Origin of the sequence: Streptosporangium sp. NBC_01810, from assembly GCF_035917355.1 — a bacterium.
In the GTDB taxonomy this organism is placed as follows: Bacteria; Actinomycetota; Actinomycetes; order Streptosporangiales; family Streptosporangiaceae; genus Streptosporangium.
The window spans coordinates 513244-534216 of sequence record NZ_CP109070.1 but is presented as its reverse complement, the minus strand read 5'-3'; the positions used below and the strand labels follow the sequence as shown (position 1 = coordinate 534216).

At 69.0% G+C, this 20973-nt stretch carries 9 protein-coding genes; 7 read left to right on the top strand and 2 right to left on the bottom strand.

Annotated features, from left to right (window positions below; all coding sequences use genetic code 11):
• Positions 1–18: 18 nt before the first annotated feature.
• Positions 19–5424, bottom strand: coding sequence for a LamG-like jellyroll fold domain-containing protein (locus OIE13_RS02445; RefSeq protein WP_326829470.1), 5406 nt, complete (start codon positions 5422–5424; stop codon positions 19–21).
• 582 nt (positions 5425–6006) lie between these two features.
• On the opposite strand from OIE13_RS02445, the gene OIE13_RS02440 reads away from it, so the two are divergent.
• Positions 6007–6279, top strand: a complete 273-nt coding sequence (locus tag OIE13_RS02440) for a hypothetical protein (protein ID WP_326643574.1) — start codon at positions 6007–6009, stop codon at positions 6277–6279.
• Between the two features lie 125 nt (positions 6280–6404).
• Positions 6405–8537, top strand: coding sequence for an N-6 DNA methylase (locus tag OIE13_RS02435; protein WP_326829469.1), 2133 nt, complete (start codon positions 6405–6407; stop codon positions 8535–8537).
• Between the two features lie 128 nt (positions 8538–8665).
• Here the strand turns inward: OIE13_RS02435 and OIE13_RS02430 are convergent, their stop codons facing one another.
• Positions 8666–10159 carry a serine/threonine-protein kinase gene (locus tag OIE13_RS02430; protein ID WP_326643577.1) on the bottom strand — a complete coding sequence of 498 codons (1494 nt, stop codon included), beginning with the start codon at positions 10157–10159 and terminating at the stop codon, positions 8666–8668.
• A 203-nt stretch (positions 10160–10362) separates the two neighbouring features.
• Here OIE13_RS02430 and OIE13_RS02425 point away from each other — a divergent pair, with 203 nt between their 5' ends.
• The 5 genes from OIE13_RS02425 (at position 10363) to OIE13_RS02405 (ending at position 20969) form a co-directional block, all read left to right on the top strand.
• Positions 10363–12063, top strand: a complete 1701-nt coding sequence (locus OIE13_RS02425) for a PD-(D/E)XK nuclease family protein (RefSeq protein WP_326643578.1) — start codon at positions 10363–10365, stop codon at positions 12061–12063.
• 75 nt (positions 12064–12138) lie between these two features.
• A complete protein-coding gene (locus OIE13_RS02420; protein WP_326643580.1) occupies positions 12139–13335 on the top strand; it encodes a restriction endonuclease-related protein in 1197 nt (398 codons plus the stop codon).
• On the top strand, positions 13328–17002 hold the full coding sequence (locus tag OIE13_RS02415; RefSeq protein WP_326643582.1) for a hypothetical protein: 3675 nt from the start codon (positions 13328–13330) through the stop codon (positions 17000–17002). Before OIE13_RS02420 ends, OIE13_RS02415 begins: the two co-directional genes overlap by 8 nt.
• Positions 17003–17028: 26 nt before the next feature.
• A complete protein-coding gene (locus OIE13_RS02410; RefSeq protein ID WP_326829468.1) occupies positions 17029–19995 on the top strand; it encodes a pPIWI_RE module domain-containing protein in 2967 nt (988 codons plus the stop codon).
• A 329-nt stretch (positions 19996–20324) separates the two neighbouring features.
• On the top strand, positions 20325–20969 hold the full coding sequence (locus OIE13_RS02405) for a DUF4352 domain-containing protein (protein WP_326643586.1): 645 nt from the start codon (positions 20325–20327) through the stop codon (positions 20967–20969).
• Positions 20970–20973: the final 4 nt, after the last annotated feature.

Below are 20973 nucleotides of genomic sequence, written 5' to 3'. Positions count from 1 at the left end.
CCTCACCCTGGTCATCTATCAGGCGGGGGGAATGGGGCCGATGATGTTGGCTCCTATTCCGTCGACCGTACAGGTGCCGTGATCGAGTTCCGGAAGTTCCTCCGGAAGCGGATCGGTGACGACGACGCCGGGCGCGCCACCCGTCGGCGCCGTTTTACCCTTCTCGATGATATCCATCCAGAACGAGAAATTGTCACGGATACGGTGACGCTGGTAGAACACGCTCGTCCGCGACCCGGAAGAACAGTTGTCCGAGCCCTTGATGGTGCGCACGGAATAGTCGTAGCTCGTGTTCGCAGCCCCCTCGACCGTTGACGCGAAGGGGAACTCGTCACAGTGGCCGCTGTATCCCGGCCAAGCTCTTCGGCATTCCGGAATCGACACGCCGCGGTTCCTGTTGATGGTGGCCGTGTCCCGGGTGCGATGCAGGCAGACGGGAGCCTGACCCTGCGTGCAGCCGGGGTCCTGCCAGTTGAACCGGCCGGGGATCTTCTTGGCCGTTCCTCTGCCAGGGTCGGTGGCGGCGGGGCGGAAGAGCGCGTCCGCCCAGTGCGCGGCCGACTCCTTCACCTTGGCGTCATTGCCGTTGAGGATGAAGACCGGACGCACGGTGTTGACGATGCAGCCACCGGTGTAGGCCTTGATCCAGTCAGCGCTGTCGCAGATGAAGTTCTGCACCCACGCCTTGCCGTTGAACTGCGGATTGAGCGTCTTGTAGCTGTCCATCAACTCGGGGTTATGGGTGTACTTGATAGACGGCTTGATGCTGCACGTATTCCCCTTGTCCGGGCTTGTCGACCGCACGTTCTCCGGCACGCTCAGCTTGATCTCGATCGGCCCGCGGTTGCGCCACTGTGCGACCGTGAGCTCCTTGCCGTATCCCCACGGCTTGGTCTGGCCGTCGGTGTCGACGAAGGTGGCGGCGCAGTCCGCCGACTCGCCCAGGCTGACCCGGAACGCGCGGTCGTCCCAGTCGGCGTTGACGAGGTTGATGTCGGTGACGGCGAGTTTGACCTTGATGTCCCGGCTGTTGTAGCCCGCAGGGCCGTTTCTGGCGATCCTGGGGGTGGCGGCATTGTGGCCCTTGCCGACATAACTGTTCAACAGGATCGTCAGCCGCCCGTACCAGTTGGTGTCGCTGAACAGCGGGTCGTCGCGGTTGACGCTGGAGTCTTCGTCGCGTTCACCGATCCACATCGCGTAACACATGCTGTAGGAGTTCTTGGAGTACCAGCCCCGTCGGTGCATGGAACTGACCAGGTCCGGTCGGTTGATCGCGGCGATCGCGTCCGGGCACTCCGACTCGGTCATGTGGTTGTAGGGGAACGTCCTGGCTGCGGCGACGTTACGGACCTCCTGCTTATCCACGGAGGGTCGGACGAGCGGAGCCGCCAGGAGGGCGGCGGATAACGGCTGCCAGGCCGACCACTTACCGGTCGTGGTCCGGGCCCGCCAGCGCACCTCCTGCCGGTTGGCGAGCAGACCGGACGGGATGCTGACCGTGGCGGTGGCGCTCCCGGCGGAATCGGTCGTGCCGGACCAAATCGGCTTCTTACGCTTGGCTGGCTGGGCCGACTTGGCCGACTTGGGGGCGACCTCGAACTCCACCTTCGCCCGGTGGTCCTGCGGGCCGGTCAGCCAGGCCTTGAGCCGGGGCGCGCCAACGGAGCCGGACACCGACAGTTTCGCGATTTCCGGTGCGGAGTCGGCCGCCTTCGCCGTGCTGAGTGCCGACGCCGCGAGGGCCCCGGCCGGAGCCGCGCCGACCTGGGTGGTCATGTCCGCCTGGATCTGCGCCTGGGTCTGGGCCATGTTGTAGATCCGGACCTCGTCGATGAGGCCGCTGAAGTGCTCGCCCCAAATGGCATTGCCGCCGATGTGCAGGTCGCCGTCGACGTCCAGCAGGCCGCCGGTAGCGGGGGTCTGGCTGATCTGGGCGCCGTCGATGTACAGGTGGGCGGTGGTGCCGTTGTAGGTGACGGCCACATGCCGCCAGGCGTTGGTGGGCAACGCCGTGCCGCCGTTGACCGTCACCATCTCCTCAAGGCCGGTGGCCAGCCATCCGGAGGGGACGACGGTGTTGGACGCGTACAGGCCGTAGGACAACATCTCGGCCTGATTGTCGTCCTTCATCAGGATGGTGCGCCAGCTGGTGAGGTTCGTCGGCCTGACCCAGGCCGACAGCGTCACCCCGGTCGTCAGTCGCAGCGACGGAGAATCGGCGACCGTGACCAGGCTGGTGGTGCCGTTGAACGACAGCGCCTTGCCGTGCCGGCCGTCATTGGACCAGCCGGTGTCCAGGGCCAGGCCGGTGTTGCCCTTGCCGGAGGAGTCGCCGACCACGGTGCCGTTGCCCTCCTCCATGCCGTAGGCCGCGACCAGTCCCGGGACTGGGGACGGCGTGAGGGTCGGAGACGGGCTCGGCGAGGGCGAAGGGCTGGGGGACGGGTTGGGGGACGAGCCGCCGATCTGGGTGGTCATGTCGGCCTGGATCTGAGCGGCAGTCTGGGCGACGTTGTAGATCCGGACCTCATCGATGAGGCCGCTGAAGTATTCGCCCCAGATCGTGTTGCCGCCGATGTGCAGGTCGCCGTCGACATCCAGCAGGGGGCCGGTGGTGGTGGTCTGGCCGACCTGGCTGCCGTCGACGTAGAGGCGGGCGGTGGTGCCGTTGTAGGTGACGGCCACGTGCCGCCAGGCGTTGGCGGGCAAGGGCGCCGTGCCGTTGACCGTCACCTCTGCCGTGTTCTCGGTCGAGAACCACGCGGACGGGGTGGTGCCGTTGGAGGCGTACAGGCCGTAGGACAGTTCCTCGTTCTCGCCGTCGTCCTTCATCAGGATGGTGCGCCAGCCGTCGACGGTTGTCGGACTTACCCAGGCCGACAACGTCATGGCCGTCGTCAGGCCCAGCGACGGGGAATCGCCGACGGTCACCAGGCTGGTGGTGCCGTTGAACGACAGCGCCTTGCCGTGCCGGCCGTCATTGGACCAGCTGGTGCCCTGCGCCAGGCCGGTGTTGCCCTCACCGGAGGAGTCGCCGACCGTGGTGCCGGTGCCCTCCTCCATGCCGTAGGCCGCCACCAGGCCGACGCTGTTGGTGGTGAACGACCAGCTGTCGGGCGTCATGGCGTTGCCTGCGGCATCCTTGGCGCCGCTGACCGTTACGGTGTAGCGGGTGCCGCGCGGGAATGCCTGGGTGGGCGTGAAGGTCAGCACCGTGTTCGCAGCGTCCATCGCCGCGCTGCCCGCGACCGCGACGCCCGCGGCGTTCTTCACCGAGACCTGGGCCTCCTGCACGGCCTCACTGAACACGGCCTGCACCGGGGTGGTGGCGGCGACCCCGGTGGCGTCCCTGGCGGGAACGGTCTGCACGATCGTCGGCGCGGTGCTCTCCACGATCGTGGTGAACGACCAGACGTGCGGAGCCGCCATGACGTTGCCCGCGGCGTCCTTTGCGCCGCTCACCTCGGCGGTGTACCGGATGTTGGCCGCCAGCGCCGCGCCGGGCGTGAATATGAGCACCCGGCCTGCGTCGTCCGTGGTCGTCGTGCCGGTGGCCGGGGTGCCGTCGGGGCCCTTCACCACGATCACGCCGTCGGTGACCGGCTCGCTGAACCCGGCGCGCACCGGCTCGCCCACCGGGGTGCCGATCGCGTCGGCCTCCGGGTAGGTGCCGCTCACTGTGGGCGGCGTGGTGTCGGGGCCGGTCGGCGGCTCGGGATCGGGGTCGGTCGGGTGCACCGCCTCGATCGCGTCGAGCCACTCCTCGGCGCTCATATCGTCGGGCACGCCCACGCCGAGCGTGGAGTCCTCCATGACATAGTCCGGCGACTCCTCACGCTGCCGCAACGCCTGCGTCTCGGTGATCTCCGGGGCCGAGGGCCACGTGTCGACGCCGAAACTGTGGTCCAGGTCGTCGCCGACCGTGGGGTTGGCGAAGTAGGGCAGGAACATGCCCTTGGTCTCCGGCTCTGGCGCGGGTTCTTCGTACTTGACGAAGAGGTGTGGGGGGTGGCCGTCGAAGTCGGTGTAGTTGGCCGAGCGGAACTCGCGCCAGTTGATGACGCCGCCCTCCTGCAGGGCGCTGATCCGCAGACCGTGGTTGGGCTGGCCGGCGGCCCAGTCCCGGACGATGCCCTCGATGGTGTAGTACACATCCCGAGAAGTCAGGTCGCCGGAGCAGTGGTCTCCTACCGCGCTGCCCTTGATGCCCTGCCCGCTGGTGGTCACCGACGGCTGACTGCTCCAGCTCAGCGAGTTGACACTCCAGCTGCTGGTGATGCGGCGGACGACGATGTCGCCCTTGGCGTCGCCACAGGCGTGGGAGCGGTAGTTCCACGGCCGCAGGTCGGCGTTGAGGATCGGCCGGCCCATGAACGGGGCGCCGGTCAGGTCGAAGCGCAGATAGCTGCGCCAGACCGTGCTCGGATCGTTGGTGTCGCCGTTGGAGATGGCATTGCCGCCGTTGCCCACCAGCAGCTTGAACATGCCCTGGTTGGGGCCGCCGGTGCCCCAGGTCTTGTTGTTGATGAACGTGTCGTCGGGATAACCGGCGCCGTACCAGTCCGAGCCGGCCGCGGCCAGCGTCACCGGATAGGTGACCTGCGGATCGGCGAGGAATCCCTCGTCCGGAGACAGCACCACGACCGGCCCGCTCGACTTGTCCTGAACAGTGGTCGTCGCCGCACCCATGCGACCGGACCCGGGAGCTTCGGCCGCCGTGGCGTCCAGCATCCGCACCGAGGCCAGATCAGCCACCGGCCTGTCTCCCGCCAGTACGGCGGCCTTGCCCGCGGAGGTCTTTCCGTACTCCATCCCCGCGGGCAGATCGACGGAGATCGGCAGTTTCAGCTGTTTGGCGGGCCGTTCCCGGATCACGATCTCCTGGTGGAAACCGGTCGGGGTCACGGTGACCACCAAGTCGACGCCGCGACCGTAGGCGGACTCGTACACCGCTCTGTTGCCCGACAACTTCGGCGCGGGCAGTTCGCTCGGCGCGGAGATCTTCACCTCTCCGGCCTTGTCCTTCTCGGCACCCAGCGTCTCGCCCCTGGCGGTCAGCAGAGCGGTGTCACCACCGTCGGACAGGCTGATGTCCAGCTTGGCCACCCGAGGCCTGACGACCCCGTTCTCCGCGACCAGCGTCGTGTCGACCTTCTTCCAGACGCCGTCTCGTTTGACGCGGACGGGCTGGCTGTAGACATAGGTGCCCAGCGTCTTACCGTCGCCTGTGGCGACCGTCGTCGAGTTCTCGGTGTGCAGGGTTTCGATCTCGACCTGCTTGTTCTGCCGTTTCGCCTCCTGCTGGGCCGCCTTCACCGGATCAGGAGTGGCGGCCGGTCGCGACACGGGAACGGCAGAGGTGGGGGCAGGCGTGGGGGTGGGGGCGGCTGCGGCGGGGGTCACGAGGAGCGAGGTGGACACCCCTACCGCGACTATCAGTGAGGCTCGGCGATGGTTACGGAACAGAACGCCAGGTCTTGGTTTCTGCGGTTTCACTCCGACCTTTCCGGTAAACGCTCTTGGGCCGAAGTGATCTTCACATGGAACCGGCAAGAAAGTAAAGACATAATCGCGGACGCCGGACAGCTCTCACAATCATGAGCGTAACGGGAACACCACATTCTGCATCTTCAATGGCGTTCAACGCCCAAAGAAACCCGCCGCCAAAATAAAAGCAAAACCAAGGAAGATCCCCTGTTTTTGCAGCTCAAACGCCTAAGGAAACCAGCAACCTGACGCATCGACCGTGAGGCGAAGAACAACCTCGGCGAGAAGTGTCAGTGGCCCTGTCTATACTCCCCGTCCGCGAATGATTCGGTCGGCAACACTGACATTTTACGGATGGTAAACATACATCCACCACCCGGCGCCCATGCTTTCTTCCGTCACGTCTCCGACGCTTCCAGAAATGTGACGCGGTCTTCACACAGGGTCCACCATCGCCGATCCCCGTCCAGCCTCCCGGCCACGATCCTCGCGACGACAAAGGGACCGGAAGGGACCATGCTGTACGAGGTCCTGGAAAAGGGCGGGCACACCTACGAGCGCATGCGCGAGGCCGTACTCCGAATCAGGGAGGTCGAGCACGTCGGCGGGGACCGGGCCGGGCACCTGTTCCTCGTACTCCCCCAGGCTCCCGAGCCCGCGTGGGCTCCGGGGGTGCTGTCCGCCGCCTTCACCGTCACGACGATCTGGAGAGACGGCACCGGGTGGGCCGGAGAGGACCTCGACATCGCCCTTGGTCAAGCCTCCACGGCCGGGCCGGCTCCACGGTGAACTAAGTCAACGGATAGGCTGCCGAAAGGACCTTCTCGGGAAGCTAGGGTGCCTGCCCACCTGGGCACACGCCGTCGTCGTGCCTTCCGGGGTCGTCACCTTTCTGTCCCCTACCCGGAGACACAATGCCTCCTTCTGCCGACCTTTCCGTCTCCGTCACTCTGGCGGAGATAGCCAGGATCGCCGGTGTCGGGCGCGCGGCCGTCAGCAACTGGCGCCGTCGCCACGACAGCTTTCCCGCGCCGGTCGGCGGCACGGACACCAGCCCGCAGTTCGCGCTGTCCCAGGTGGAGGAGTGGCTGAGACAGCAGGGGAAGCTTGACGAGGTCGGCGACAGGGAACGGCTGTGGCCGGAGTTCGAGGCACTTGGGGACCGCGACGCGATGGGGACGGCGATCGCCGTGGTCGGTGCCCGGCTCGTCCGGGAGGAGACGGGCTCCTCAGGCTCCGCTTCCCCTCCCCGGCCCGGCTCGGCAATGGAGTTCCCGGACGGCACCGGCCTCTCCGACGCTCAGCGGTCTCTGGTGGAACGCGCGGTCGGCCTGGCGAGGAAACACGGGGCACGGGAGACCTTCGACTTCCTGCTCGGCCGCTGGCTCGACACCCACGTCCGGCAGATCGGCGTCACACCACGCCCGCTGGCGGCCCTGATGGCCAAGGTCGCCGAGCTGTCGCGCGACGACGAGGCCGGTGACGTCGGCACCGTGCTCGACCCCGCGTGCGGCACCGGCGGTCTGCTGCTCGCCGCCGCCCGGCAGTGGGCCGGCAAGGTGGAAGCGCACGCCTCGGGCATCCCGCTGAAACTGCTCGGCCAGGACGTCGACCCGACCCAGGCGGCACTGGCCGCCGTACGAATCCTGCTCGCCGGGCATCCGCCGGGGCATGAGACCGGGTGGGAGGTGGACATCCGGGCCGGGAACACGCTGCGCGCCGACCCCCATCCCGGCGTCCGTGCCGACGTGGTGCTGTGCAACCCACCGTTCAACGAACGTGACTGGGGTTATGAGGAGCTTGCCACCGATGCCCGCTGGACGTACGGCCTGCCTCCACGCACCGAACCGGAGCTGGCCTGGGCACAGCACGCACTTAGCCGTCTGGCGCCCGACGGGACGGCGGTGCTGCTGATGCCGCCCGGCGTCGCCTCCCGCAGGGCGGGGCGCCGGATCCGGGCAGGGCTACTCCGTACCGGCGTACTGCGCGCGGTGATCGCCCTGCCACCGGGAGCCGCACCCCCGCACAGCGTCGCGCTGCACATGTGGGTCCTGCGAGCACCGGCCGAAGACGGAACGAGGCCCGGTGCCGGGGTACTCCTGGTCGATGCGGCCGATATGCAACCGGAGCTGTCAGGAGGAACTCAGAGGACCGGCAGGGCGGCGATCGACTGGCCTCTCCTGCACAGGCGCGTGGTTTCGGCCATCCGGGCGGAAGACGGGGATAGGGACCTGCCGGCCGATCACATCGTGGTTCCGGTGATCGACCTTCTGGACGACGAGGTGGACCTCACCCCAGCGCGGCACATCCCGAAGGCGCTGGCCTCCGCGGACCTGGGCCTGCGGCGCTCGTGGAACCGGTTTGGCACCCTGCTCCACGAACTGCGGGATCTGACCGCGACCCTGTCCGCGCTCGAACTGAGCGGCGAGGAACCGGCGGGTCAGGGCACGGTGACCGTGGGGGACCTCGTCAGGGCGGGTGCGATGACGCTGCGGGCCGGGCAGCAACCGGCGGACGGCGCGGTGCGCACCGGTGACGCCCCCGATGACGCCGTGCCCTTGCTGACCGTCACCGACGTGCTGGTCGGAGGAAGACCGTCCGGCTGGCTACCCGGGCGCGAGGCCTGGGCGGGTGAGACGGCGGGCACCCTCACCGTGACCGTCCCGGAGGAGGTGGTGGTCGTCGGGGCCTACCGGGCGTTCGGCGCCTGGGTCGACATCGATGCCCCCACGGTGCTGGGCTCGCAGCTGTTCGCCCTTCGGGTGGATCCGGCACTGCTCGACCCGTGGTTCCTGGCCGGTTGCCTGCGGGCCCCGGCCAACGCGAGGCAGGCGGGAACCCACGCCTCGACGTCCTCCCGTATCGATGTCCGCAGGCTGCAGGTGCTGCGGCTTCCTCTCGAGGAGCAGCGCCGCTACGGCGAGGCCTTCCGGCGACTCACCGCCTTTGAAAGGTCGTTGCGGGAGGCGGGGACGATCGGCAGGGAACTGGTCAACGGGCTGACCGACGGCATCGCCGCCGGAAGGCTTCCGGGGAGCCGGGCATGATCTCCACCGGAAACTTCCCAGAACAGGACGCGAGCGATCGCCCGGCCGGTCTTGGCGTCGCGCGATCGGGCGCGGGTGACACCCATACCCGACGCACCTTTCCTGGGTGACCGCTCACCTGACGAGGATCACGCCCCGCGGCGCCTGATCGGCGCGAGGATCTCGTTCACCTCCGTCTCACGGCGCAGCTCGGACAGCTCGACACCGAGGTCCTCGCAGAGGACGACGATCGGCTCGGCGAGTTCGGCGGGCAGCGCGACGACCTCGCCCATCACGTCGCGCAGGCCGTCCAGCGCGGCGTCGATCTCTCCGGACGGGATGCGGCACTCGGCGACCCTGAGCAGGGCGACGAGCCTCTCGGCCCGGGCCGCCGGATCGGACGCCCGGCCGAGGTCGTCGGCCTGCTGCCGGTAGAGGTCACCAGCTCGGCCGCAGTCTCCCGCGATACGCAGGCTGTCGGCGCACGCCCTCCGCGCCCTCCGGACCAGCGGGTCGGCACCGAACTCACGCCGCGCGGCGGGAAGTATCTCGGCGAGGCGCTCGGTGGCGGGGCCGGCCCGTCCCTCGGCCAACTCCTCGCCGACCTCGGCCAGGACCTCCTCGACGTTGCGGCGACTCACCCAGGTGACCGCGCGACGTGAGCGGGCGAACCGCAGGGCCACCTGGGGGTGGCGTACGGCAATTGCGGGCGATCCGTCCGGCTCCCTGAACCCGAGTGTCGGGTCGGGGTCGACGCTCGGGGCCGGAGCAGGATCACCGGGAGCGGGGAGGTAGGGCTTCAACACCTTCAGAACAGTCTGGATGTCAGCAGGCCGGTTATCTGGCTCTTTGGCGAGGAGTCTCAGGATGAGTTCGGCGATGTCGTCCGGCACCCAGGGGGCGAACTCCTGGACCGACGGCGGGGCGCTCTCTAGGTGTTGCAGGACAAGGTCCAGCTCTGTATCGGTCTCAAAGGGCCGCCGGCCGGTGAAGAGTTTGAAGATCACACACCCGTAGGCGTACAGATCGGTGTGCAAGGTGAGCGGCTTTACCCTGAGCTGCTCGGGCGCCATGTACCCCTTGCTACCGACCGACTTTCCCTGCTCGGTGTAGCGGGTGACGCCGGGATACAGGGGCAACGCGATCCCGAAGTCGACAAGGAAGACAGCACCGCCGTGGTCGATGAGTACGTTGTCTGGTTTGAGATCGCGATGGACCAGTTGGGCCGCGTGAGCGCAGGCAAGAGCGTCAGCGATCTGGTAGGCGATCGCGACCACCACGGGCAGCGTGAGCGTTCGCCTCTTCAGGAAGTCATGGAGTGATATGCCCTTCACCAACCGCATCGCGATGTAGGGGCGGTCTCCGTGGGTGCCCCTGCCGTACAGCTCCGGGATGCCGCGGTGCCTCAGGCCGGCCAGCACCTCCCCCTCCCGCCGAAATCGGTTGTGCAGCTCCATCCGGCCTTGGTTCATGTTCTCGGTGTCGAACCAGTGGCCGACGAGGTCCTGGACGAGGCGGACGACCTTGACGGCAACCTCGTGGTCGTCCTGCGTGTCGTAGGCCTCCCAGACCTCGGCCATGCCGCCCTTGCCGAGAGGCCTCTCCAGCCGATAGCGACTGTCCAGCATGTCCCCAGGCTCCATGTCCACCTTCCGAGCGGCGTTCACACCTGTCTCACAAATCGCTCATGTCGCCTTCTGTAACGACGGAAGCAGTGTAGCGTGAACTTGAGAGACAAGAGTTCATCACTTGACTTAGTTCACAGTAGATGCTCTCCTGAGACCACTCACTGCCGCTCCGCCACAGGAGCCTCACTCACATGCCGCGATCGAACAGAGGGGTTCAGATGACCGCCTGGGTTCCCCCCTTGGGCACCGCCGGCGATGGCTCACTCGTGCGCACCGGGCTGCCCTCGGCACGGGAAGACGCCCGGGACTGCCCCGTCGCCGTAGCGGTCAAGGCCCGTCCCTGGATCCAGGCCACTCCCGGGTCGCCACGCCGCTACGAGCGGCTGCAGGGCTTCACCCTGAAACCGCTGATGGACATGCTCGACCTCATTGAACATCAGGGAGTGACGATCACGCAGGCGATGGAGGACCTTCGCCGAACCCGTGGCACCTTCGGCCGGAAAGGCCGCCCTCCCGCCCATCCCGGACTGGTCGAGTGGACCGCCGTCGCGGCGTCCCGGTATCTGGCCGCCCGCGCGGCCGAGGAGGCCGAAGGGGCGGCGCGCGCCCACCCCGTCCGGGACGAGTGGGTGACAGGGCAGGTTCTCAGGTCACCCGACCATCGCGGCGCGACGCGCTATGAGCAGACCGCCTGGGGACGCCGGTACGCCTCCTCCGACGGAAGTGTCCGCGAACTGTGGCTGCTGTCCTTCGGCACCGTCAACGAGGAACGTTCCAAGGCGGAGCTGGCGGCCGCGGCCCACACCGTCGCCTTCGGCGTCCCGAGCACGGCGGAATACGGCGAGCCCTACAGACCGACGGAAGGGCTGCCCTCCGCTCGTACGACCCGTCCCCGGCGAGTTCGGGTCGTGGGCGTCGGCTGTGGCGACGGCGGCAGCGCCGTCTTGATCGACTGGGACGTGGAGGAGGTCCGCGAACGCTATGCCGAGCATGCCGCACCCGCCCTGGGCCGGGCGGTGGACGGCGCCGAGCACGTTCCCGGCTCCGGCTGTGTCGGGTGCAAGGCTCTGAACGGATGTACGGCGCTGCACAGGGCTCCCGGCGTGCTGGCCCTCTCTCCCGGCAGGCCGCGCCCACGGCGCAGCGTGTCCGCCAGCGACCTGCGAGCCCACCACGAGTGCCCGGCCCGCTTCCATCTCACCCGGCAGCTGAAGCTGAGGTCCCCGCGTCCGGAGAGTGCCGCGATCCTGAGAGGGCGTGCCGTAGACGCCTGGTTGAACGAGCGGCACGCCGCCCTTCCCGCCCGGGGATGCCGGCACGTGGCGGGCCCCGAGGACCCGGGCGACTGGTCCGCCGGCGGGCACATCCTCAGCGGCGACGAGGCCAGAGCGGGTGCCCGCATGATCGCCGAGCATGCGGCCCTGTGCCCGCTCGACGGGCTCGGCCCCGGCGAGCAGGTGCGCCTACAGCCGCAGCTGACCTGCTACGACCCCGAACTCGACGTCGTCGTCATCGCCACCCCCGACCTCCTGCACACACGCGGAGGCGGGTGGATCTGGCGGGAGACGAAGACCTCGGGCAACCACCTGTGGGAGGGAAGGCCGCTGATGCGCACCTACCCCCAGCTCGCCCTCGCCGTCCTCATGATGGCCTCCGGGGTGCTCGGCGGGGACATGCGCCGGTCCCGGATCGAGCTGGAAATGCTCTACCCGGACGACGGAGGCCTGGAGGAACTGGACCCCGGACTCCCCTCCGTCGTCGACGAGGCTCGCGCGGTTGTCGCGGAGATGGCCGGCCCCTGGCTGCGGGACACCTCCTACCCCCCGAACCCCGGTCGGCACTGCGGCGGCTGCGAGGCCCTCGACTGGTGCCGCCCCGGTCGCGAGCACCTCGGCACGCCGCCTGCTTCCTCCCGCTGAGAACACCGGCCCAGACAGGCCTTCACCCGATCCGCCGAACGCCCTTCTCCGAGGAACCCATCAGGAGGCCGTCCCATGCCATCGCCCCAGCCTTCCGCCTCCCTCGCGGACTGGTCCACGCACGCCGGTGTCACGCTTCTGCACACGATCGCGACGGCCGTGGTCCAGCTCGCGGAGATCACCGACCTCGAGGCGTTCGCCCTTCCCTATCCCGCCGAGGCGCAGCGCGCCCTGGATCGTACGGTGCTCGCCTGCCTCTTGAAGGAAGCCCGCCCGCCTCGGAGCCTGCCGGAACTCCTCGCCTGGTGTCGCACCCGCCCGATCGAGGACTGGCCGCTGGACCTGCCCCTGGACGCCTTCGGCCCTGACGACCTCCTCATCGATCCCGACTCCGCCAAGCCCACCCAACTGTGCCACGAGTGGTGGATCCGCGCCCGTGACAGCGCGGCGGAACAGTACGACCGCACGGTGATCCACACCGCGATGCGGCTCTGCCGTGAGAGTGAGGCCCCCGAGTCCTACACCGCCTTCCGCCGACTGCTGGTGGAACGTCCCGCCCTCACCGGTAACGACATGTTCGAGGTCGCCACTGATCTCTACCTGGATCCGGTCAGGGAGCTCGTCGAGCAGATATATCACCGCGTCCCCGACAGCTTCTGCAGCGACGGCGCGTACGTCACGTGTGCCCGCTGCCTGACCCTGCTCGTCCCTCTCACCGACGGCGGGTGGTGGTGCGAGCGCGACCGCTGCCGACGGCAGGGGCAGCCCCCGCTGGGACGGACACTACGCGCCGACGAGATCGGCACGCTGTGGCAACTCAACCGGCCGCTGCGGCAGTTCGTCACCGGCCCCGGCCGGGCGGAGGCCGACCTGGAAAGGGAACTGCGGGCCCTGCACCTCCCGGTTGAGATGTGGCCCGGTTTCGACGCCTATGACCTGCGGATCACCTTCCCCGACGGCTGGGTCTGGGCGGTTGACGTCAAGGACTGGGCCCACCCGGGCCTTCTCGGGCAGGCCGCGACCGAGGTCCGGCAGCAACCTCCGTACGACGAGGCGTGCTGGGTGGTCCCCCGGTACCGCGTCGATGCCCGCCCGAACTATCTGGAGGTGTACGCCCGCAACCGCGCGCACGCGGCGGGCGGCCTCCCCCTGCTCACCGATCGGCGGCTGGTCGCGGCCGCGCGTGCCCGACTGCGCGGCGACACCGGCCCCGCCGCCCGCCTCGTGCAGGAGAACGGCGACACACTCGCGAACAGAGCCTTCGATGCGTGACGCGGAAAGCTGGTACCAACCCCTTGTCCCCGGCATCTCGGGATTCCTGTCCCGGGAGCAGGTTGGGATCAGGCCGTCCCTGCTGTTCCAGGTGGAGCTCGGCCTCCGGCTCATGGAACGCCTCGATCCCGAGCGGCCCGCCGACGGCGTATGGGTGCTCCTCGGCGGCTACCCATTCGCCCGCGCCGACGGCCTCACCACCACCGAGGACGAGGAAAGACTGCTCGTCTCCGCTCGCCACCTGCTGTGGACCCTGCGCCGCCGCCGGATGTGGCTGCAGTCCCTGGAGGCGTACCAGGAAGTGCAGGAGCGGCTGCGCGGTTACCGCCTGCCGTCGGCGGGCGCTCCCGCCCGGCGAATGGAACCCTTCGTCGCAGCCGGTCGCTTCGCGACGTACGACGCCGTATTAGAGGGTACGCCCGGTTTCGCCCGGCGCAAGCTGACCCTCGCGGGTCCCGGCTCGCACCGTTTCGTCGAGCGCCGTCGGCACACATCCGTCACCCTGCCCGAGTCACCACGCCCGGCACCCGCTCCAGGCCACGAACTCACCGCGAAGAACACCTGGGAAGACCGGCCTCTGCAGGTGCCTCTGGCGGAACTCGCGGACACCGCACGCTGGATGGACGACAGCGAACGACAACTCGGCCGACGCCCCGGCGACTGGGAGCGGCGCCTCACCGTCTTGGAGCTGGACACACGCACCGACGACGGCCTGAGGTTCGCCCCCGCCGAGGTGCTCAGCCTCGACGGGATGCTGCACCTGGTCGGCATGGTCGGAGCGGGCAAGAGCACGTTGATGTCACTGATCGCGGTCTGGGCCGCAAGACAGGGAATGCGGACCACCCTGGTGGTCGGCGACGTCGCCGAGCAGCTCACGCTGACCGCCCTCTTCCGCGATCTCGGCCTGGACGCGGCCCCCGTGCTGGGCACCACCACCCGGGAGACCCACGTGCAGCGGCTGCACCGTCGCCTCGCCGCCCGCACTCCCGGATCCCTGCTGACCCACGACGACCCGGGCTTCGACGACCTGAGCACCGTCTGCGTCGTGGACGCTCTGCGCGGCAACGAGGCCGTCGAACCGCTCCGTTACGCGGACGCCCCGTGCACCCGCCTCCATCCCGCCCGCAAGACACCGGAGCCCGCCTCCGGCCGGATACTGCCCGACCTCTACCCGATCGGCGAGCCGATCCGGAGCGAGGAGCCTCCGGACGCGCTCGGCCCGGCACACGGCTGCCCGATCTGGAGCGCCTGCCCCCGGCACAGCGCCGCCCGGGAACTGGTCGACGCGCTGATCTGGGTGGCGAACCCCGCCAGCCTGGTGCAGAGTCCCGTGCCGAACCACCTCAACGAGGAACGGCTGCGTTATCTGGAGCTGGCCTGCCTGCGCAGCGACATCGTGATCGTGGACGAGGCCGACCGGGTGCAGATGCAGCTGGACACCATGTTCGCCCCGTCGGCGACCCTGGTGACCAGGGGGCCGGAGTCCTGGCTCGACAAGCTGCACACCCACAAGATCGACGAGTTGGCCCGGCAAGGGAGACTGCCGCTGTCCGAGCGTGACGTCGAACGCTGGGCCGTCTCGCTCGACGTGGTGAGCGCCGCCACCAACCGGCTGTACGCCATGCTGATGAGTGACGAGGACCTGCGTACCTGGGCCGACATCGAGTACTTCAGCGCCTGGACCCTGCAGGAGAAACTGATCGCCGCCTGGTATCCGACTCCCGGCGAGACCTCCGGAACCACGCTCCTCGCCGATGACGTGCCCGACGAGAAGATCCTCTACGAGGACGAGGAAAAACTCGCACGAGCCGAAGCAGAGCAACGGCCGACCCCGCAGGAAGCCTTCCCCTGGGCCGACCGTAGGCAGGAGGTGACCTCCGTCTTCGACACCTTCCGCGACGACCCGCTCGGCGACCGAGGCCCCTACGGAACGGACACCGACCGCCTCATCCAGGCCACCCACGACCTGCTGCACACCTTGAATGAGAAGGGCACGCGGCAGCGGGTGCGCGGGGTCCTGGACCTACTCCTCAACGGCTCCCCGCTACTCGACGGCTCCGTGCCGCCGCCTGCCCGCCGGCACAACGGCGAACCCGACCCGGCCGACGTCCCCGGCAGCCCCCCCTGGTACGACCGCACCACCAAGCGGCTGGAGTTCACCCTCCTGCTCTCCGCGCTGCACCAGCGTCTCGACCGGCTCACCTTCCTGTGGCCGCAGGTGGAGGCCGCGCTCAACCTCGACTCGACCGACAACGAACTCTCCAGGCGTCCACCGCTCGACTACGCCCCGATCGTCCCCGAAGCCCCGATGGGCAATGTCATCGGTTTCCAGTATCTCCCCGAGGAGCAGGATCGCGACCCCGAGGGCCGCCTCAGCGGCACCCTGCGGTTCTTCCGCTGCGCCGGGGTCGGCCGGGAGCTGCTGCTGTCGCTGCCCAGCCTGGGTGCCGTCCCCTCCACCGGGCGCCTGGGGCCCCACGTGCTGCTGATGTCGGGCACCAGCTGGGCGGGCACGTCCACGCGCGCCCACGTTCTGGCCCCCGTCAAGGCGGTGCTCAAGCCGGATCCCCGTGCTCTCGACGCCATCCGGGACACCGTCTTTCGCACGCACTTCCTCTACGACGACGACAACACCCCGCTGAGCCTGTCCGGTCAGGATCAGACCGTGCGACCGGCGGTGCTGCGCCGGATGATCGCGTGCCTGGGCCGTCCCGGCCGGGGTGGGTTGCCCAGCCCGCTCGAACAGGAGCTCTCCCTGATCGGCGACGACGGCCGCCGCAGGGCTCTGCTGCTGGTCGGCAGTTACCGGGAGGCGAACGCCGCCGCCGACGCCCTGCAGGAAACGGAGCGCTGGCGCGGCCGGGTCCGGGTGCTCGCCGCCGACGACGCCGACCTGGAACAGGCCGTGCGAGGCGGGAGGGTCGGCTCCGACGGTCGCACCCACGCCGCCGCCATACGCCGGGGAGACCTGGCATCCTTCGCCGAGGACCCGGACGCCGAGCTTCTGGTCGCCCCACTCATGGCGATCGAACGCGGCCACAACATCCTCAACGCGCAGCGCACCGCCGCCTTCGGGACCGTGCTGTTCCTCGCCCGTCCGCATCCGCGCCCCGACGACCTGTCCCTGGCCATCTTCGCGATCAACGACTGGGTGACCCGCTTCGTCCGTGACCATCCCGACCTGAAAGGGGCCACCTTCGGCGAGCTGATGGCCGAGGCCGACGGCCTCGACGCGGCAGGCCTCGCGTTCCGCCACGAGGCCCGTCGTGAGTGGCGACGGCTGCTCTCCCGCCGTTACGTCTACTCCCGGCTCGGCCCCGAGGAGAAGCGGTCCTTCGCCTGGGACCAGCTGGTCGCGATCTGGCAGGTCATTGGGCGCCTGGTGCGCGGCGGCGTCCCGGCCAGAGTGGTCTTCGTGGACGCCAGGTTCGCCCCGCGGTACGCGGCGGCGACCGCACCGGGAGTCAGTACGGCGCGAACCGCTCGTCTCAGCAGCCCTGGCGACGGCCTGCTGGCCGAGCTGCGGGCCGTTCTCGCCCCCTATTTCGCCGCCGATGCCGACCCCGGCCTCTTCGCCGACCCGGCGGACCCCGCCCTCGTCCAGATGCTCTACCGACCGCTCTACGACGCGCTCCGCGGCATGACCGCCGGGCCGACACGTCCCTGACAAGATCCTCGCACCCAGGAGCCCCGATGGGATTCACCTACAACGAGATCCGCCGCGCCGCCTACCTCCTCGCCCCAGGCACCGCCCCGCTGACCGCCCGGTACCGCGCCCTGCCCTTTCCCGAGCAGTGGCGCGACAGCCTGCTCGCGCTGTGCGACGCCGGCCGGGACGCCGAGGCGGAGCCGTACCGTACTGTTCCCACCTACCGTATGGACGGCGTGCTGCAGAGCCTCGCCCCCGACCTGGTGGTGCGAGGGCGAGGCTCGGAGAAGCACGGCGACGAGAAGGATTTCTGGCTGTACGCCCCCGCCGACATCCCCCACCCGCTGCCGGACGCGGCGTTCGAGCGGCTGCTCACCGCCTGGGTGCGTAATCTGCGCCCGGAACCGGAACACCGCGGGCGGGTCGTCGAGACCCTCGCCGAACTACGCGCCGATCCGCCGCGCTGGCGCGAGGTGGAGGTGGACCTGCTCGGCTGCGACACCACCGACGGAGGCACCGCGCTCCCGCTCGGCAGGCAGTTCCAGCTCGCCACCGACCATCTGGCGCGCCGCGTCCTCTCCCTGGAGCCCTACGACACGGGAGCCGGCTTGCTGAGGTTCAGGGCCGTTCCGCGTGGTCCTCGGCAGCAGGGCGCGGAGCTGATGTCGCAACCTCTGCCGCACGAGGTCAAGAACCGCACCTGGTGGTTCTCAGTCGTCATCAACATCTCACTGCACACCGCCCCGTTCTCGCCGCACCTCCGGCTGCACGTCCACACAGGCCTGAGGCGGTGGGCCACCCACCCCGCCGCGAACGGCCGCCTCCACCTGCCCTTCCGCCGCGACACCTCGGTCTACTTGCGCCCGACCGTGCCCTGGCTTCCCGGAACACCCACCAGTGAGCGTTACGCCGTGGCCCGGCTCACCTGGGACCGCACCGAGCGAGCCCATGACTGGCGCGAGACGAGCCCCGCCGGAATCCTGCGGGGCATCGCCCTCGGGCAGCCCTTCCCCGACCCCGCGGAGCTGCTCACCGAACCCGAATGGTGGATCGGCGAGGGGCCCGGCGTGCGCGCCTCCGTGGTGCACAGCAACCACATGGGCCAGCACGGTGTCAAGGCCGGCCTGATGTCCCATCAGCGCTCACAGATCGTCGAGTGGGCCGAACAGGCGCTTCCCGAAGGGCTGACGCGCGCCCCCGACCTGAGGCGCAGCAGGATCTCCCCCAACACGCCCGCCAACCCGCGGCCCAAGACGCAGGGGGACGCCAAGAAGGCCGAGGAGGTGCGGACCACCCATGCCCGCCGCGCCGCACTCGCGGTCGCCGTACGAGCCATCTCGGACGAGGAAACGGCGTCCACCGGCGTCCCGGTCATGGAGGCCCGTCTCCTGTGGCAGACCGCCACCATGCGTGACACGGCCATCGCGGCCCTCGCCGAGGTGCTCGCCCTGGACGGGGACGGCGGCGCGCCCGTGGCCGAGGCCTTCGACACGGCCAAGCCCGGAGTTCCGGTTCTCCTCCGCTGGGAAACCCCCGAACTCGCCATCCTGCTGCGGTGCCTGCCGTTGTCGGGAGGCCTCGCCGACTCCCTCGACATCGACCCGGCGCCCCGCGGCAGGGGGCGGGCTCTCGCCGCGGCCATCACCGCCCGCCGCACCGCCGTCACCGACTTCCTGACTGCCGACGGCGCCGACCCGGAAGCCGCCGCCCTCGCCCTGGTCGAGATCGACCGGCGGATCGACTTCCGGACGCCTCTCCACGATCCCAAGTTCGCGCTGCGGCTGGGTTGCGCCGACGCCGGGGTGGTCACCCAGTTCACCGCCGTCCCTCGAAAGGCCAGGGGCTACAACTCCGAGAAGAACGCGGCGTACCGCGCCCGTTCGGCCTGGCTGGACGGACTCCGCCAGCTCGGCGTGCGGGTCGTGCCCGAGCACACGCTGGGGGATCGGCTGCCCGCCGACCTCCACTACGCGGCCGTGTGGATGGTAAAGCGCCGTGCCGACGGCCCCACCCGGGTGGCCAGGCACGCCCCGGTCACCGTCCTGGTCGGTCCTTCGGATCCGGGATCGGGCCAGGCCGTGATCCGCGGCTGGGACCCGGAACAGCGCGCCTGGATTCCCTACCCGAAGTTCCTGCTACGGCTGACCAGGATCGCCGAGCTCCCCGACGCGCCGGACGAGATCGAGGGGGACCGCGCGCCCGGCACGTCGAACGAGGTCGACGAGGGCTACGCACCCGGCATGGAGATACCCCTGTCGCCGCCGCCCACCGACGGGCAGCCGTACCCTCGCGTTACCTTTCAGGAGCGACACCACAAGAGAGAGGAACAGCGCGCCAAGACCGCCCGCTACCTGCAGAAGATGCTCCGCTCCCTGCACGGGCACCCCACACTGTTGCTCGCCCACTCCCAGAACGGCCGGGCGCACTGGCCCTGGCTCCAGGACGGTCAGGTCATAGCGGACCTGATCAGAACGGGCCACGCGTCGGCCGGTCGGCTCGACCCCGATCTGCGGCTGGTCAGGGTACGTGACGCGAGCGGGCGCGAGACACCCCAGTGGTGGGGGATCGGCAACCCCTCCGGGGTCAACGGCCTCGCCGCGGGTCTGTGGACCGAGACCTCTGATTCGCGGGTCTTCTACAGCACCACCGACAAGGCCGGGACCTTCCGCGCCTCCGCGGTGGAGGCCGACAAGCTCGCCCCTCGTGCTCTGCGAATGGGAAAGCGCAAGGGTGAGCCGACCATCGACACCGACATCCCCGCCTGGAACCCCGCCCTCATGGAGGTCACCGTTCTGGGCTGCCACCCGGCCTCCCTCGGTGAGGAAGGAGACACTCCCGAGGCCCTGGCCATGGCAGTCCATCAATTGCGCCAGGCGGCCGACTATCTCGACGCCCTGTCCCTACCGCTTCCTTTGCACCTGGCTGCACTCGCCCAGGAGTACGTGCTTCCCACCGTCGCGGAGGAAGATGACGGATCCGACGATCCCATCACCACTGACGATCGGGGGTAGGGCTAGCCGTCGAGACGCTGGCCGCCCGCCTGGCCGACTTCTCCGCTGCGGCCTCAGTGCTCAACGAACCGACACGTCTTCTGGTCCGGTGACCGGGGCGGTCGTCCTGACTGCTTGAACCTGCCTGCACCGGGGTGCGGCAACACATGCGCTCCGGGGTATCTGCCGCGACTTGAGTGCGATCCAATCAGATGTGAACGAGATACATCAATTAATGATGATACACGCATACATGGCAGTCACGAGATTTAATCTTGTGCATCGTGTTCACACTATGATTCACTGGCGTCGCACAATCGCCCCCACCCCCTGGAAAGCGAGGTCCCGCCATGTACGGAAACCCGCAACCCCCGCAGCACGGCTACCCCCAGCCCCCTCCACAGACCGTGATCGTGCAACGGAGGGGAGGCGGCTGCCTGCGCGCGTTCCTCATCGGCGCCACCGTACTGATCGGCCTGGTGGTGATCGGCGCCCTTCTCAGCGGAGGCGACAAGGACGGCGGGAACTCAGCGAGCTCGGACGACACCGCGGCCACCGACACCTCCGCCCCCGCGAAGAAGACCGAACCCAAGTCGGCGGGAATCGGCGACACCGTCAAGGACGGCAAGTTCGCCTTCAAGGTCGCCAAGGTCGAGAAGGGCGTCGCGCGGGTCGGCGACGAGTACGTCGGATCCGATGCCCAGGGGCAATACGTCCTGGTGCACGTCACCGTGAAGAACATCGGTGAGGAGTCCCAGCTGTTCAGCGACTCCTCACAGAAGCTCATCGACACCAAGGGCAGGCAGTACGACCCCGACTCCGGCGCCGCCGCCCTCGGGCTGAAGAATTCCAACGCCTTCCTCAACACCATCAACCCCGGCAACGCGGTCAACGGGATCCTGCTCTTCGACGTCCCGAAGAACTTCAGGATCAAGGCGATCGAACTACACGACTCCATCTTCTCCGACGGTGTCACCGTCGCCCTGAACGACTGACCAC